The sequence below is a fragment of the Pseudomonas sp. KT_2_4 genome (genome assembly GCF_041410225.1).
Lineage (GTDB): Bacteria > Pseudomonadota > Gammaproteobacteria > Pseudomonadales > Pseudomonadaceae > Aquipseudomonas > Aquipseudomonas paracarnis.
Genome location: NZ_CP166962.1, coordinates 2,606,442 through 2,621,817 on the forward strand (window position 1 = coordinate 2,606,442; position 15,376 = coordinate 2,621,817).

Here is a 15,376-nt window from a genome sequence, read left to right on the forward strand (position 1 = left end):
CCGTTGTGTGAATTCAAGCAGTAGCCGCGGTTTTTTTCGGCCAGACTTCAGCGTGCGCCAATGAAACCAGGGCTTCACGCACTTGTGTCGGCGTATTGCAGGGCTCGGCAAACCCTAGCCAATGTAACGATTGGCCAATGCGCAGGTGCATGCCTTCGCTGTCGATGCCGGCCAACTGTGCAGGCTCGGTGGTCGGCAAGCCGCCCAGCTCGACGTAATGGGCGATGGCCTTGGTGTGATCGCTGTTCATGTGCTCGATCATGCTGCGCTCGGCCTTGCCCGCAAACGGGTTGGCCAAGGTTAACTGGTCGACCCAATGGATCGCGCCAAACCCACCGATGTAACGGTGACGGACGGGGTTGAGCACCCAGAAATCGAAATCGTGGGCCTTGTGGTAGTTGGCCGAATCAGGGAAGTAGCGGTAGTAGCGCTCGGCCGCAGCTTCGATGGCGGCGGGGTCTTCCAGCTTCTCGGCTTCGGCCAGGTAGGTCAGGCGCCCCACGGCTTGCACATCATCGGCCTCGCGCTCACCCACCAACAGCGAACACTTGGGATCTTTTTGCAGGTTGTGGGTGTGCTGGGCAATGCGGCTGATCAGGATCAGCGGGCGGCCCTGCTCGTCCAGGCAGTAGGGCACCACCGAGCCAAAGGGAAAGCCGGGCATGGCTTTGGACTGTGTGGCGAGCGCCCCACGGTATTCCTTGAGCAACAGCTCTCGGGCGTTCTTGGCAACCTGCGTGCTCAATAGATGACTCCTCGGGTGTTCCGCCGCCCATGGCATATGGGAATGGATCTCAACACAAGGTAATCAATATCTGCGCAGGTTGCCAGAGTGGCCGACGCCGGTTTACCAGGCCACGCCGAAGCCTGCGGTGTAACGGGTCTTGCTCAAGCTGCTATCGGAGTCGCCGCTGATGACGTCACGCTCGGCCTTGAGATTGAGGGACGCCCATTCGGTGACTTTGTAGCGCAGGCCCATCTCGGCATCCAGGGAGTAATCGGCCGGGCCGTCCAGAGGCTTGCCCAATTCGCCGTTGGTGAAGAACTCCACGGTCTTGCCCACCAGGTAGCGGTTGTAGTTCCACTTCATGGCCAGAGAGTAGAAGTTGTCCTTGCCGCCGTCGGCATATTCGTAATCGGTACGGTTGACCAGCGATCCGAGGGAGAACGCGCCCAACTCATCGTCCCAGAACTGGTAGCCCGGGCCGGTACCCACGGTGCGCTGGCGCGCCAGGTCTTCGACCTTGTCGCGCTTGTAGGTCAGGCGCCCCTGCCAGAACCAGTGCTCGGTGATAAAACGGTCCAGGTCGTATTCCAGGGCCCAGTTGTCGGTGGTGGTGACGTCGTCCTGGAACTCGCGGTTGTATTCGCCCTTGCCCGTATGACGCCACTGGCCGTGACGGGCCGAGGTCTTGAAGTCGATGTCGTAGTCGTTGGTGTCTTTGTCCGCACGTTTGTAGTCCAGCGCCAGGTCGACATTACCCTTCCACACCAGGTCTTCGATCACGGGCTTGGGCTTCATGATCTGTTGGATACTTGCCAGTTCCACCGTCTTGGGCGCCTCGCCATTGGCCAGCACCACCTTGCCGTCATCCGATGCCTGCAAGGACTTGGCCTTTTCACCGCTGTAGGCGTCCTGCTTGACCAGCAGCTCCTGGTCACTTTCCAGGGTTTTGACCTGCTTCCAGTCCACCGGAATGGAGCCTGCGTAGGTGGTTTGGATCAGCAACTTGCCACCGTCGAAGACTTTTATCTTGCCAGTGAGCCGGTCACCGTTTTTCAACCAGACGGTATCGGCGAGCAAGGGCGTGGAAGCACTGAAAACAGCAAGGCACAACAGGGTTCTGGACAACATAAGCAGGTACGGGGCTCAGGATAGGCGAAAAAAGGGGCGTTATAGTGTTACATGGCTAGAACTGACTCAAGGATTTATATTGAGTTCAATACTCATCGTCATGTTTACAGACGTTTCTGACAAAACAACGACGATCTCAACGGATATCTCCACAGTGATCCCACCTGCAGATGCACCACAAAGCCCCGCCGAGATGCGCCGCACCGCCTTGTACCTGACGTTATCGCAGGTGCCCGAAGGCTGCGTGGTGAGTTATGGCGAGCTGGCCCACCTGGCGGGCCTGGGGCGTGCTGCCCGCTGGGTCGGGCGCACCCTGAGCCAGTTGCCGCAAGACACGCGGTTGCCCTGGCATCGGGTGCTGGCTGCCGGTGGTCGGATAAGTTTGCCGGTGGGCAGTGCCTCGGGTGACGAACAACGTGCGCGTTTACGTAGCGAAGGCGTCACCATCCTGAACAATCGTGTTGATATTCAGCGTCATGGCTGGCGCCCGGTAGAGCACAGCGGTTAGAGTGCGCGCTTTGTTTCCGCAAATCTGAGGCAGACTCCAGCCCATGCCCCGTAAAACCTGGCGCGCCGCGCTCGCCGCCTATGCCAGCCCTTCGACGTTAGTGCTGTTGTTGCTCGGTTTCGCCGCCGGCATGCCTTACATGTTGGTGTTTTCGACGCTTTCGGTGTGGCTGCGTGAAGCCGGTGTGGCTCGCGAGACCATTGGCTATGCGAGCCTGATCGGCCTGGCCTACGCCTTTAAATGGGTCTGGTCGCCGCTGCTCGACCAATGGCGCCTGCCGTTGCTTGGCAAACTGGGGCGTCGTCGCTCCTGGCTGGTGCTGGCCCAATCGCTGGTGATCCTCGGATTGATCGGCATGGGTTTTTGTGACCCGCAAAAACACTTGTCCTGGTTGATCGCCATCGCGGTGATTGTCGCCTTCGCGTCGGCCACCCAAGATATCGCCGTGGATGCCTACCGCCTGGAAATCGCCGACGACAGCCGTCAGGCCGCCCTGGCGGCAAGCTACATGTCCGGCTATCGCATTGCCGCCCTGCTGGCCACGGCCGGTGCGCTGTTCTTTGCCGAAGGCTTTGGCTCCACCGGCTTCAACTATAAACACTCGGCCTGGACCGGCACCTATGTGCTGTTCGGCGTGTTGATGGTGCCGGCGTTGCTCACCACCTTCCTCATGCGTGAACCTGATGTGCCACTGCGCACTCAGTTGCAGGCCGGCCGCTACAGTTTCATGCACCAGTTGGTGTCGGTGTTTGTGCTGATCGTGCTGTTGGTCTCAGTGCCGGCGATGTTCACCCAGTTGTACAACACCGACTTCGCCAGCGTGCTGTTCCAGGGCGTGAGTTTGTGGGAACTGCTGATGGAAGACCGCGCGTTCCTGCGCGCCATCCTCTATATCATCCTCACTACCCTGTGCCTTTCAGCCATGGGCCGCCGGGGCCTGGCGCCCGTGCTCACGCCGGTCAATGACTTTATCCTGCGCTACCGTTGGCAGGCGCTGCTGCTGCTCGGGCTGATTGCCACCTATCGCATGTCCGACACGGTGATGGGCGTCATGGCCAACGTGTTCTATATCGACCAGGGTTTCACCAAGGACCAGATCGCCGGAGTGAGCAAGATCTTCGGCCTGATCATGACCCTGCTCGGCGCCGGCATGGGCGGCCTGTTGATCGTGCGGTTCGGCATATTGCCGATCCTGTTCATCGGCGGCGTGGCCTCGGCCGGTACCAACCTGCTGTTCGTGATGCTCGCCGACATGGGCCCCGACCTGCAGATGTTGATCGTGACCATCTCCCTGGACAACTTCAGTTCGGGCATGGCCACCTCAGCATTCGTGGCTTACCTGTCGAGCCTCACCAACCTCAAGTTCTCCGCCACCCAATATGCGCTGCTCAGTTCGATCATGCTGTTGCTGCCACGTTTGATCGGCGGCTATTCAGGCGTGATGGTGGAGAAGTTCGGTTACCACAACTTCTTTATGATCACCTGCCTGTTGGGCGTGCCGACGCTGCTCCTGATTGCGTTGCATTGGTTCCAGGAGAACCGCCGCGCCCGGCTGAATCCCCCGCCGGAAGACTGACACGACTCAGTCAATGTGGGAGCTGGCTTGCCTGCGATAGCGGTGGTGAACCCAGCGCCGCTATCGCAGGCAAGCCAGCTCCCACACAAGCGACCGTTACGACAGATACGCCCCGCCACCTCACGCCTGTACTCCGGCGACAAGCGCCCGTACAATCCCAAGTCATTTCAAGTCCAAGCAACCGACAACGGCCTACCATGCGTACCAGTCAATATTTGCTCGCCACACAGAAAGAAACGCCTTCCGACGCGGTTGTAATCAGCCATCAGCTGATGCTGCGCGCCGGCATGATCCGCAAACTGGCCTCGGGCCTGTACACCTGGTTGCCCATGGGCTTGAAGGTGATGCGCAAGGTCGAAGCCATCGTTCGTGAAGAAATGAACGCTGCCGGCTCTCTGGAAGTGTTGATGCCGAGCACCCAACCGGCTGAGTTGTGGCAGGAATCCGGGCGCTGGGAAGAGTACGGCCCTGAGTTGCTGCGCTTCAAAGACCGTCATGGCCGCGATTTCTGCGCCGGCCCGACGCACGAAGAAGTCATCACCGACCTGATGCGCAACGAGTTGAGCAGCTATAAGCAGTTGCCGCTCAACCTGTATCAGATCCAGACCAAGTTCCGTGATGAGATCCGCCCACGCTTCGGCTTGATGCGTGGCCGCGAATTCATCATGAAGGACGCCTATTCGTTCCACGCCGACCAGGCTTCCCTGCAAGCGACCTACGACCGCATGCACCAGGCCTACTGCAACGTGTTCACGCGCCTGGGCCTGAAGTTCCGCCCGGTTGAAGCGGACAACGGCTCCATCGGCGGTGCCGGCTCCCACGAATTCCACGTGCTGGCCGAGTCTGGCGAAGACGATATCGTGTTCAGCAACGGTTCCGACTACGCGGCGAACATCGAGAAGGCCGAAGCCATACCACGTGAAACCTCGCGCCCTGCTCCCACCGAGGAGCTGCGCCTGGTCGACACGCCAGACACCAAGACCATCGCGGCCCTGGTGGAGAAATTCAATCTGCCGATTGAAAAGACCATCAAGACCCTGATCGTGCGCGCCGAAGAAGAAGGCAAGCTGATCGCCCTGGTGATCCGTGGTGACCACGAGCTCAACGAAATCAAGGCCGCTAACCAGCCTGGCGTAGCCAGCCCGCTGGTCATGGCCACCGATGCCGAACTGCGCGACGCCATTGGCGCCGGTGCCGGTTCCCTCGGCCCGCTGAACCTGCCACTGCCGATCATCATCGACCGTTCCGTTGAGCTGATGAGCGACTTCGGTATCGGCGCCAACATCGACGACAAGCACTACTTCGGCGTGAACTGGGAGCGTGACCTGCCGGTTCCGACCGTGGCCGACCTGCGCAACGTCGTGGCCGGCGACCCGAGCCCGGATGGCAAGGGCACCCTGGAGATCAAGCGCGGCATCGAAGTCGGGCACATCTTCCAGCTGGGCAACAAGTACAGCAAGGCGATGAAGTGCGAAGTACTGGGTGAGAACGGCAAGCCGATCACCCTGGACATGGGCTGCTACGGCATTGGCGTATCCCGCGTGGTGGCCGCTGCCATCGAGCAGAACAACGACGAGAAAGGCATCATCTGGAGTGACGCGCTGGCGCCGTTCCAGGTGGCCCTGGTGCCATTGCGCTATGAAACCGAGCAAGTACGCGAAGCCACCGACAAACTGTACACGGAACTCACCGCCGCCGGTTTTGAAGTGCTGCTCGATGATCGGGACAAGAAAACCAGCCCGGGCATCAAGTTCGCCGACATGGAACTGATTGGCATCCCGCACCGGATCGTGGTCAGTGACCGCGGCCTGGCGGATGGCAATCTGGAATACAAGAGCCGGACCGAAGCCGAAGCCCAACCGTTGCCGGTGGCTGAGGTGCTGTCTTTCCTCCAGGCGCGTATTCGTCGCTGAAAACCAGATCAAGAGAAGTCATGTTCAAGCGAAACACCAGAGCCCTGGGGGGCGCCGCCTTGTGCGGCGCCCTGCTGGTCAGCGGCTGCGCCAATCAGATGTCGCAACGCAGTGAACACGAGGAGCGGGTCGAGCGTAAGTTGCTCGACCACAGCCTGCAGATCGATGTAGGCGAGCCTAAAGTGCTGGAGCTGCCGCAACGCCGGGTTCGCATTCATGAGCAGAAGACCTTCGAGGTCACCGAATTCGAAGTCACCCGTCGTTACGACCGCTACACACCCTACCAGCCCTGGCGCAAACTCTATGAGATGCCCCTGGGTGCCGTGGCGCTGGTGGCGGGCGTGGGTGCTAACGTGGTGAATATCTTCGCCCTCGGCAACCTGCCCACGAGTGTGACCCATGACTGGTTGAGCTATGGCGTGGACGGCATCAACCCGTTCATGAACGTGCAATCCCACGGCCGTGCGCAACAGAACCTGGCGGCCATCGATGAAGTCCAGCGTGACAAGCGCCTGGAGTATTCGAGCCTGCCCTGGAGCGAGCGCCCGGTGCAAGTCACCGCCGGCAAGCAGACCCACGAGCTGACCACCGACCGTAACGGCATACTGCGCCTTAACCTGTTGGACAGCCCCTTTGCCGAGCAGGACCTGAACCGCGTCACCACGCTGAAAATCACTGTGGCGGATGGCCAGGACGACGTGCATACCGACTCGACCCTGGCGGTCAGCAACACGCTGCGCAGCAAGCTGCTCGAAGCCCATGCCCTGATCTATGACGACCTGGAAGATGACGAAGTGAACCAGTGGGTACACCGGGTCAAACGCTTGTCGGAGCTGGGCCTGGAAGAAGAAGCCAGCGAGCTGGAACAAAGCCTGATTGAACTGACGCGCAATGATCCGGAGTTGCAGCAGGAGTTTGTGCAGGCGTTGACCAAGGATGGGGGGCGGTTAGTCGCCGATCCTGGCGCACGCTGATCGTGCAATACCTGTGAAGATCAAACTGTGGGAGCTGGCTTGCCTGCGATAGCGGTGTATCAGTTAAAGCATTCTTGACTGACACACGGCTATCGCAAGCAAGCCAGCTCCCACATTTGTTTCGGGTTTTTACCAGGAAAACTCGAGCTGTTCGTTGCCGCCGCTCAGGTCCAGCAACCGTACGCCTATCCCCAGCAACCGCACCGGCTTGCCCCCGCGATTGAACGCCTGGGTCATCAACTGTTCATAACTCTCCAGATCCCGTCCTGCCCCGGCCTGCTCCAGCGTCGTCTGGGTAAAGTCATGAAACTTCACTTTCACGAACGGCTTGCCCGCCCGGTAGCTACTGTCGATACGCGCCATGCGCCCGGCCAGGGTCTCCATCAGCTCCGGCAGTTTCGCCAGGCAGCTTGAAAGATCCGGCAAGTCCACATCGTAGGTGTTTTCCACGCTAATCGATTGCCGACGGCTGTCGTTTTGCACCACACGGTCATCAATTCCACGGGCCAGGCTCCAGAGGCGCTCGCCAAAACTGCCGAATTCGCGCACCAGCGCCAGTTTGTTCCAGTCGCGCAATTGCAGGCAGTCTTCGATGCCTAGGCGCGCCAGCTTGTCAGCGGTGACCTTGCCCACGCCATGCAGCTTGCTGACACGCAACTGCGAGACAAAGTCTTCAACCTGATCCGGCGTGATCACAAACAGGCCGTTGGGCTTTTTCCAGTCGCTGGCGATCTTGGCCAAAAACTTGTTGGGCGCCACGCCGGCAGACACAGTGATATGCAACTGGTTGGAGACCCGGCGCCGAATGTCCTGGGCAATACGCGTGGCGCTGCCGCCAAAATGCGGGCTGTCAGACACATCAAGGTAAGCCTCATCCAGCGACAACGGCTCGATCAAGTCGGTGTAGTCGCGGAAGATCAGTTGGATTTCTTTCGACGCTTCTTTATAGGCATCCATGCGCGGCTTAACAATGGTCAAGTCCGGGCAGAGCTTCAAGGCATGACGTGACGACATCGCCGAACGCACCCCATACGCTCGCGCCTCGTAGTTGCAGGTAGCGATCACCCCCCGCCGGTCCGCCGAACCGCCCACCGCCAAGGGCTTTTGCGCCAGGCTCGGGTCGTCACGCATCTCGATGGCGGCGTAGAAGCAATCACAGTCAACGTGGATGATTTTGCGCTGCGTCATATAAACGGGGTGTGAACCAACGGGTGGCCAGTATCGCATTCACACCTGTATATAGCACCAGTAGTTTGATTCTTCCTTCCAAGTGGTAGGAAGTTTCCTTGAGGAATTTATTTTTTCAATCGAATTCGGGCTTCCGATAGAGCTGAAAGCCTTGGCCTGACTGGCCCAGAGCACTTCACGCCCCCTCTTTGGAGAGCTAACCGATTGAACCACAAGCGCTTTTGTTTGATTCACAGGTTGACACACTCGCGTTCCTCTGTAGAATGCCGACACACAGACGCGGGATGGAGCAGTCTGGTAGCTCGTCGGGCTCATAACCCGAAGGTCGTCGGTTCAAATCCGGCTCCCGCAACCAAACATCAAAAAAGGCTACTCGAAAGAGTGGCCTTTTTTGTGCGCGCTTGTTTTTGCCTGCACAATGCAGCCAACACCTTGATTTCAGAATAATTAGCGCTTATTTCAGCGATCAGCTCATTAACGGTTGACACCCTGCCGCTGGGCTGTAGAATGCCGCCCACAGACGCGGGATGGAGCAGTCTGGTAGCTCGTCGGGCTCATAACCCGAAGGTCGTCGGTTCAAATCCGGCTCCCGCAACCAAACATCAAAAAAGGCTACTCGAAAGAGTGGCCTTTTTTGTATCTGACGAAAAAGTTCTTCTGAAACAATGACATGGCATCTTTCATGAAACCGTAGACGGTTTGCAGAGTCCATCTCATTGCACGCTATGCTCAATGCTCAAGCGCTACCCCTCTACGACCAATGGCCGCAGTCGCCGCGCCCGGTGATCCGCGTTAATATTTGTAATTATTTTGTCCATAGGGATTGGTAACTTGGCTGGATACCTCCATCCTGTCGCGCACAATCCACGAGGTGATTGATGCGCGCCAACTCGTCTGAACCACAAGACACCGTTACAGCAGAACAACCGATCACTCCCACCCGTTTGCGGTGGCTGGACCTGTTGAGCAAATACCGCCAGCCCATCGGCCTGGCCGTGACGCTTCTGCTGTTTGCAATCGCCCTGATCGCCTGCCGGCACCTGCTGCTGGAGCTGGACCTCTACGCCCTGCACGATTCGATCCTGGAAGTGCCCAAGCCGGCCCTATTGGGGGCCTTTGCGGCGGCGGTCGCCGGTTTTGTAATCCTGCTCGGCTATGAGTTCTCCGGCGCGCGTTATGCCGGCGTGCAATTGCCCGCCAAGACCCTGGCCCTGGGTGGTTTCACCGCCTTTGCTATCGGCAACGCCATTGGCTTGTCGATGCTCTCGGGGGGTTCGGTGCGTTACCGTTTATATGCACGCCATGGCATCGGCGCCTCGGAAGTGGCGCACATGACCGTATTTGCCAGCCTGGCCCTGGGCTGTGCCCTGCCGCCGCTGGCCGCGCTGGCCACGTTGAGCAACTTGCCGGCCGCCTCCACTTACCTGCATTTATCGCAAAGCCTGCTCGGCGGCATTGCCGGCGCCGTGCTGCTGTTGTCGGCCCTGCTGTGCATCGGCATCTATCGCCGCCGCCTGCCGGAACAGCCCTACCCCGACAACCTGCTGGTCAAGGCCGGGCGCCGTACCCTGCGCCTGCCTGGCCGACGCCTGACTTTCCTGCAACTGATCATCACCGCACTGGACGTCGCCGCAGCCGCCACCGTGCTGTATCTGCTGTTGCCGGAAGCGCCGCCCTTCGGCCCGTTCCTGTTGGTGTACCTGCTGGCCCTGGCCGCCGGTGTGCTCAGCCATGTGCCGGGCGGGGTGGGGGTATTCGAAGCGATCCTGCTGGCGGCCTTTGCCGACAAACTTGGTGCCGCGCCCCTGGCTGCTGCCTTGCTGCTGTACCGCATGATCTACGTGGTGCTGCCGCTGCTGATCGCCTGTGTATTCCTGCTGGTCAACGAGGCCCAGCGCCTGTTCCAGACCCAGCAAAGTCTGCGGGTAGCGTCGGGGCTGGCAGCGCCAGTATTGGCCGTCCTGGTTTTTTTGTCCGGCGTGGTCCTGCTGTTTTCCGGCGCCACGCCAGAGATCGACTCACGCCTGGAAAACATCGGTTTCCTGATTCCCCATCGTCTGATTGACGCGTCGCACTTCGGTGCCAGCCTGATCGGTGTGTTGTGCCTGTTGCTCGCCCAGGGCCTGCGCCGGCGGTTGTCGGCCGCCTGGATGCTGACCATGGTGTTGCTGCTGGTTGGCGCCCTGCTTTCGCTGCTTAAAGGCTTCGACTGGGAAGAAGCCAGCCTGATGACCATGACCGCAGTGCTGCTGGCCATCTTCCGGCGCTCGTTCTACCGCGCCAGTCGCCTGACCGAGTTGCCGTTTTCGCCGCTGTACCTAGTGGCCAGTGTCTGTGTGCTCGGCGCTTCGATCTGGCTGTTGCTGTTTGCCTACCAGGACGTGCCCTACAGCCACCAACTCTGGTGGCAGTTCACCCTCGACGCCAACGCCCCACGTGGTTTGCGTTCGCTGCTCGGCGCCGCCGTGTTGCTGGTGATCGTGTCGCTGACCTGGCTGCTGCGCACGGCACGCCCGGTCATCCACCTGCCGACCCCGGAAGAGCTGGAGCGTGCCAGCAAGATTCTGATGGCCTCGTCCCAACCCGACGGCGGCCTGGCGCTCACCGGCGACAAGGCGCTGCTGTTTCACCCTAACGATGAAGCCTTCCTGATGTATGCCCGTCGCGGGCGTAGCCTGGTGGCCTTGTACGACCCGATCGGCCCGACCCAACCGCGCGCCGAGATGATCTGGCAGTTCCGCGACCTGTGCGACATCCACCACGCCCGTCCGGTGTTCTATCAGGTACGCGCCGAGAACCTGCCGTATTACATGGACATCGGCCTCACCGCGATCAAACTGGGTGAAGAAGCCCGCGTCGACCTGAAACGCTTTGACCTGGAAGCCAAGGGCAAGGAAATGAAGGATTTGCGCTACACCTGGAACCGTGGCACCCGGGACGGCCTGTCCCTGGAAATCTGCGAACCGGGCAAGGCGCCGATGGATGAATTAAAAGTCATCTCCGACGCCTGGCTTACAGGTAAGAATGTGCGGGAAAAGGGCTTCTCCCTGGGCCGTTTCAGCGATGACTACCTCAAGCACTTTCGTATCGCGATCATTCGCTTCGAAGGGCGCCCGGTGGCCTTCGCCAATCTGCTCGAAACCTATAATCATGACCTGGCCAGCCTCGACCTGATGCGTGCCCACCCGGACGCGCCCAAGTTGACCATGGAGTTCATGATGGTGGGCCTGATTCAACACTATAAGAGCCACGACTACGCGCGCTTCAGCCTCGGCATGGTGCCGTTGTCGGGCTTGCAACCGCGCCGTGGCGCACCGCTGACCCAGCGCCTGGGCTCGATGGTGTTCCGCCGTGGCGAGCAACTGTATAACTTCCAAGGTTTGCGCCGCTTCAAAGACAAGTTCCAGCCCGACTGGGAACCCCGTTACATGGCCGTGCCCGCAGGACTGGATCCGCTGGTGGCATTGGCCGATACCGCCGCCCTGATTGCGGGCGGCTTGACTGGATTGGTGAAACGCTGATGATTCGACGCTCCTGGCGGTATGTATTGGCTTTAGTGGTGCTGCTTGCGCTGATCGCGGCGGGTGGCTTCTGGTACTGGAACCGCCCCGCCCCGCAACCGACCCTGGAGCACTTGCCCCAGGCCGACGGTTCGGTAATGACCCGCGTAACCCCGGCCAGCAACGCAAAAGCCCGCGTGGCCGTGGCGGTGATGGCCGACGAAACCCTGACCGACAGCCAACTGATTGCCCTGAGCCAGGGCGGTGCTGCGCAACTGGTTCAGGTGGTGCTGCCCAAGGATGACTGCGCACTGCAGGAAAAAGCCCTGCAAGGCGCCCTGGCCCAGCTCAAAGGCCCGGCAACCCTGGTCAGCGGCATCGGCCCTGGCGCCGCACTCGCCTGGCGCTGGCTGGCCACCCAGAACGACGACAAGGCCAACGCCATCTCCGTGGGCTTCGCCCTGAAACAGGAAGGCTGCAACGACCCGCTGCCGAAAACCGCCGCCCATGGCAGCTGGCTGGTGGCGTGGAACGATAACCCCGACGATGAAAGCGCCAGTTTCGTACGTGACACACCGCGCGCTACTACCAGCATCAGCGACTACGACATTCATTACCCACAGGTGCTGAATAACGAACTGCGCAAGCAACTGGTCGGTTCGGACAACGGCGGCCTGGCGATTCCGGTGGTAGAAGTGCCTGCCGGCCAAGCCAAGGACACCGTGACCCTATTCCTCTCCGGTGACGGCGGCTGGCGCGACCTGGACCGCGACGTGGCGGGCGAGATGGCGAAGATCGGCTACCCGGTGGTGGGCATCGACACCCTGCGCTACTACTGGCAGCACAAGACGCCGGAGCAAAGCGCCAAGGACCTCACCGAGCTGATGCAACACTACCGGCAAAAGTGGGGCACCAAGCGCTTCGTGCTGACCGGTTACTCGTTCGGCGCCGACGTATTGCCGGCCATCTACAACCGTATGCCAGAGAACGAACAGCAACGGGTGGACGCGATCATCCTGCTGGCCTTCGCCCGTACCGGCAGCTTTGAAATCGAAGTGGAAGGCTGGCTGGGCAACGCCGGCAAAGAAGCCGCCACCGGCCCGGAAATGGCCAAGCTGCCGCCTGAGAAAGTCGTGTGCATCTACGGCGCCGAAGAAGTCGACGAGAGTGGCTGCACCGACAAGACCGCCGTGGGCGAAGCCATGAAGCTGCCGGGCGGGCATCACTTCGATGAGAACTACCCGGCGCTGGCCAAGCGGTTGGTGGATATTATCGTCAAGCATCAGGCCAAAGCCGAATAACTCCAGCTTAACCTAAGACCCAATGTGGGAGCGGGCTTGCCCGCGATAGCGCTGGCTCAGTCACAGTAGCGTTGACTGACACTCCGTCATCGCGGGCAAGCCCGCTCCCACAGTGGTACGTGGTGTTGATGAAAACTAGCGCGGTTCGATGTGCGCAATCATCAGTTGCACCGTCTCATTGCCACGAAATTCATTCACATCCAGCTTGTAGGCCAATTCCACCCAACGCACCGTCGGGTTTGGCCACACTTCGCGGTCCACACCAAAGGCGATGCCATCGAGCTTCACCGACCCGCACTCGCTCTTGAGCACCACTTTCAAATGCCGCTCGCCCACCACCCGCTGCTCCACCAACTGGAATACCCCGTGAAACAACGGCTCGGGAAAGTGCTGCCCCCACGGGCCGGCATGGCGCAGGGCGCGGGCCAGTTCCAGGTGAAATTCTTCCACCGCCAGGGTGCCGTCTGAAAGCAGGCGGCCGGTGAGGTCTTCTTCGCGCAGTTGCCGGCGCACTTCGGCATCGAAGGCTTGCGCAAACAACGGGAAGTTGGCCTCGGGCAAGGTCAGCCCCGCCGCCATGGCGTGGCCGCCGTACTTGGTGATCAGGTTGGGGTGCTGGCTGGCGACGACCGCCAGCGCATCGCGGATATGAAAGCCTTGCACCGAGCGTCCAGAGCCCTTGAGCAGGCCATCACCGGCATCGGCGAAGGCGATGGTCGGGCGGAAATAACGCTCCTTCATGCGTGACGCGAGGATCCCGATCACCCCTTGGTGCCACTCCGGGTCAAACAGGCACAGACCGTACGGCATCGACTCCACCGGCAGGTCCTTGAGCTGGGCCAGGGCCTCGCGTTGCATGCCTTGCTCGATGGATTTACGGTCCTGGTTCATGCCGTCCAGTTGCGCGGCCATTTCCCGTGCGGCGGCGAAGTCCGTGGTAAGCAAGCATTCAATGCCCAGGCTCATGTCATCCAGGCGTCCGGCCGCGTTCAGACGCGGGCCGAGGATGAAACCCAGGTCGGTGGAGGTGATACGCGCATGATCACGCTTGGCCACTTCCAGGATCGCCTTGATCCCCGGCCGCGCCCGACCGGCCCGAATACGCTCCAGCCCCTGGTGCACGAGGATGCGGTTGTTGGCGTCCAGCGGCACCACGTCAGCGACGCTGCCCAGGGCCACCAGATCAAGCAGTTCACCGATGTTCGGCTGGGGCTTGTTGTCATACCAACCCAGGCTGCGCAACCGTGCACGCAGGGCCATCAATACATAGAAGATCACGCCGACGCCGGCCAGGGCCTTGCTGGGAAATGTGCAGCCCGGCTGGTTAGGATTGACGATGGCGTCAGCGGCCGGCAGTTCATCGCCGGGCAAGTGGTGGTCGGTCACCAGCACCTGCAACCCCGCCGCTTTCGCCGCCGCCACGCCTTCGACGCTGGAGATACCGTTGTCCACGGTGATCAGCAACTGCGGCTCGCGCTCCAGCGCCACCGCGACGATTTCCGGGGTCAGGCCGTAGCCGTATTCGAAGCGGTTGGGCACCAGGTAATCGACATGGGCCGCGCCAAGCAAACGCAGGCCCAGGGTGCCCACGGTACTCGCCGTGGCGCCATCGGCGTCGAAGTCACCGACGATCAGGATGCGCTGGCGTTGCTCCAGGGCCGTCACCAGCAAGTCCACCGCCGCATCGATGCCCTTGAGCTGCTGATAGGGAATCAACCGCGCCAGGCTCTTGTCCAGCTCGGCCTCCGACTGCACCCCGCGTGCGGCGTAAAGGCGGGTCAACAGCGGCGGCAGTTCACCGAGAAAAGGCAGGACGGCGGGCAATGGGCGGGGATCGATACGCATGGGGTGACGGGAGCTTCTCTTCTAATACATCGGTTAAACACAGAGAGTGAACGCAGCAGAGATCAAGTGTGGGAGCTGGCTTGCCTGCGATGCATACGACTCGGTACATCAGACACACCGAGTGGATGCCCTCGCAGGCAAGCCAGCTCCCACCTTTTCAACCGCGCTCGCCGACCAGCCATTGCAGTTGCACTTCATGCTGGCCACGGTCATCGGTCACAAAGATCGTGCCTTCGCTGATCATCACGTCCCACTTGATCACCCGCGGCATGTCCTTGGCCAGGGTCTCCAAGACTTCCTGGGGCACGGCAGCGATGTGCACGTTTTTCAGGTTGTTGGCCACCGGCACCACCTTGCCTTCCCACACGCGCAGGCTGCCATAGGCCAGCAGGCTGGTGCGTTCGGTGCGACGCGAGCACCAGGTCAGGCGGTCGGCATCTGGCTGGCCGACTTCGATCCAGTGCAAAACCCGATCATCCAGGCTTTTTTCCCACAGGGCCGGTTCGTCTACATCCGACAGGCCACGCCCGAACGCCAACTGCTCGTTGTACCAGAGGGCGTAGGCCAGCAGGCGCACGGTCATGCGCTCTTCGGTTTCCGAAGGGTGGCGGGCGATGGTCTGTTTGACGCTCTCGTACACCGAGCGGTCGAGGTCGGTGAGGTTGAGTTCGAATTTGTAGGTCGTGGACGGCTGGGCCATGAACGGGCTTCTAAAG

The 15,376-nt window shown here is 60.7% G+C and carries 11 protein-coding genes and 2 tRNA genes; 8 read left to right on the forward strand and 5 right to left on the reverse strand.

The window, feature by feature from the left end:
- Window positions 1-13: 13 nt before the first annotated feature.
- Together AB9N64_RS12025 and AB9N64_RS12030 are read right to left on the reverse strand one after the other, a co-directional pair.
- Window positions 14-745 carry a HugZ family protein gene (locus tag AB9N64_RS12025; RefSeq protein WP_014719768.1) on the reverse strand — a complete coding sequence of 244 codons (732 nt, stop codon included), beginning with the start codon at window positions 743-745 and terminating at the stop codon, window positions 14-16.
- Between the two features lie 102 nt (window positions 746-847).
- Window positions 848-1,855 (reverse strand): DUF481 domain-containing protein, encoded by a 1,008-nt coding sequence (locus tag AB9N64_RS12030; RefSeq protein ID WP_014719769.1) that lies wholly within the window; start codon window positions 1,853-1,855, stop codon window positions 848-850.
- A gap of 193 nt (window positions 1,856-2,048) precedes the next feature.
- Between AB9N64_RS12030 and AB9N64_RS12035 the strand changes: the two genes are divergently transcribed.
- From AB9N64_RS12035 to AB9N64_RS12050, 4 genes are all read left to right on the forward strand, one after another.
- The gene (locus AB9N64_RS12035) at window positions 2,049-2,363 is read left to right on the forward strand and encodes an MGMT family protein (protein ID WP_054897670.1); all 315 of its coding nucleotides are present in this window, start codon (window positions 2,049-2,051) and stop codon (window positions 2,361-2,363) included.
- A gap of 43 nt (window positions 2,364-2,406) precedes the next feature.
- Window positions 2,407-3,939: an AmpG family muropeptide MFS transporter gene (locus tag AB9N64_RS12040; protein WP_014719771.1), complete on the forward strand. Its 1,533-nt coding sequence runs from the start codon at window positions 2,407-2,409 to the stop codon at window positions 3,937-3,939.
- A 197-nt stretch (window positions 3,940-4,136) separates the two neighbouring features.
- Window positions 4,137-5,852 (forward strand): proline--tRNA ligase, encoded by a 1,716-nt coding sequence (locus AB9N64_RS12045; RefSeq protein WP_371360314.1) that lies wholly within the window; start codon window positions 4,137-4,139, stop codon window positions 5,850-5,852.
- Window positions 5,853-5,872: 20 nt separating this feature from the next.
- Window positions 5,873-6,826, forward strand: coding sequence for a hypothetical protein (locus tag AB9N64_RS12050; protein ID WP_032902715.1), 954 nt, complete (start codon window positions 5,873-5,875; stop codon window positions 6,824-6,826).
- Between the two features lie 129 nt (window positions 6,827-6,955).
- On the opposite strand, the gene dinB is transcribed toward AB9N64_RS12050, so the two are convergent.
- Window positions 6,956-8,014 (reverse strand): DNA polymerase IV, encoded by a 1,059-nt coding sequence (gene dinB, locus AB9N64_RS12055; protein ID WP_014719774.1) that lies wholly within the window; start codon window positions 8,012-8,014, stop codon window positions 6,956-6,958.
- A 278-nt stretch (window positions 8,015-8,292) separates the two neighbouring features.
- Between dinB and AB9N64_RS12060 the strand changes: the two genes are divergently transcribed.
- The 4 genes from AB9N64_RS12060 (at window position 8,293) to AB9N64_RS12075 (ending at window position 12,815) form a co-directional block, all read left to right on the forward strand.
- Window positions 8,293-8,369 (forward strand) — tRNA-Met (locus tag AB9N64_RS12060).
- Between the two features lie 166 nt (window positions 8,370-8,535).
- Window positions 8,536-8,612, forward strand: a tRNA-Met gene (locus AB9N64_RS12065).
- A 280-nt stretch (window positions 8,613-8,892) separates the two neighbouring features.
- Window positions 8,893-11,535, forward strand: a complete 2,643-nt coding sequence (gene mprF, locus AB9N64_RS12070; protein ID WP_014719775.1) for a bifunctional lysylphosphatidylglycerol flippase/synthetase MprF — start codon at window positions 8,893-8,895, stop codon at window positions 11,533-11,535.
- The gene (locus AB9N64_RS12075) at window positions 11,535-12,815 is read left to right on the forward strand and encodes a virulence factor family protein (protein WP_014719776.1); all 1,281 of its coding nucleotides are present in this window, start codon (window positions 11,535-11,537) and stop codon (window positions 12,813-12,815) included. The genes mprF and AB9N64_RS12075 overlap by 1 nt, the downstream gene beginning before the upstream one ends.
- A gap of 135 nt (window positions 12,816-12,950) precedes the next feature.
- On the opposite strand, the gene recJ is transcribed toward AB9N64_RS12075, so the two are convergent.
- Complete coding sequence (gene recJ / locus AB9N64_RS12080; RefSeq protein WP_014719777.1) at window positions 12,951-14,660, reverse strand: single-stranded-DNA-specific exonuclease RecJ; 1,710 nt, start codon at window positions 14,658-14,660, stop codon at window positions 12,951-12,953.
- A gap of 157 nt (window positions 14,661-14,817) precedes the next feature.
- On the reverse strand, window positions 14,818-15,360 hold the full coding sequence (locus tag AB9N64_RS12085; RefSeq protein WP_003193952.1) for a YaeQ family protein: 543 nt from the start codon (window positions 15,358-15,360) through the stop codon (window positions 14,818-14,820).
- Window positions 15,361-15,376: the final 16 nt, after the last annotated feature.

Coding starts and splice junctions, on each gene's coding strand:
- AB9N64_RS12030 (WP_014719769.1), bottom strand. CDS start 1,855: ATGTTGTCCAGAACCCTGTTGTGCCTTGCTGTTTTCAGTGCTTCCACG.
- AB9N64_RS12035 (WP_054897670.1), top strand. CDS start 2,049: ATGCGCCGCACCGCCTTGTACCTGACGTTATCGCAGGTGCCCGAAGGC.
- AB9N64_RS12040 (WP_014719771.1), top strand. CDS start 2,407: ATGCCCCGTAAAACCTGGCGCGCCGCGCTCGCCGCCTATGCCAGCCCT.
- AB9N64_RS12045 (WP_371360314.1), top strand. CDS start 4,137: ATGCGTACCAGTCAATATTTGCTCGCCACACAGAAAGAAACGCCTTCC.
- AB9N64_RS12050 (WP_032902715.1), top strand. CDS start 5,873: ATGTTCAAGCGAAACACCAGAGCCCTGGGGGGCGCCGCCTTGTGCGGC.
- dinB (WP_014719774.1), bottom strand. CDS start 8,014: ATGACGCAGCGCAAAATCATCCACGTTGACTGTGATTGCTTCTACGCC.
- mprF (WP_014719775.1), top strand. CDS start 8,893: ATGCGCGCCAACTCGTCTGAACCACAAGACACCGTTACAGCAGAACAA.
- AB9N64_RS12075 (WP_014719776.1), top strand. CDS start 11,535: ATGATTCGACGCTCCTGGCGGTATGTATTGGCTTTAGTGGTGCTGCTT.
- recJ (WP_014719777.1), bottom strand. CDS start 14,660: ATGCGTATCGATCCCCGCCCATTGCCCGCCGTCCTGCCTTTTCTCGGT.
- AB9N64_RS12085 (WP_003193952.1), bottom strand. CDS start 15,360: ATGGCCCAGCCGTCCACGACCTACAAATTCGAACTCAACCTCACCGAC.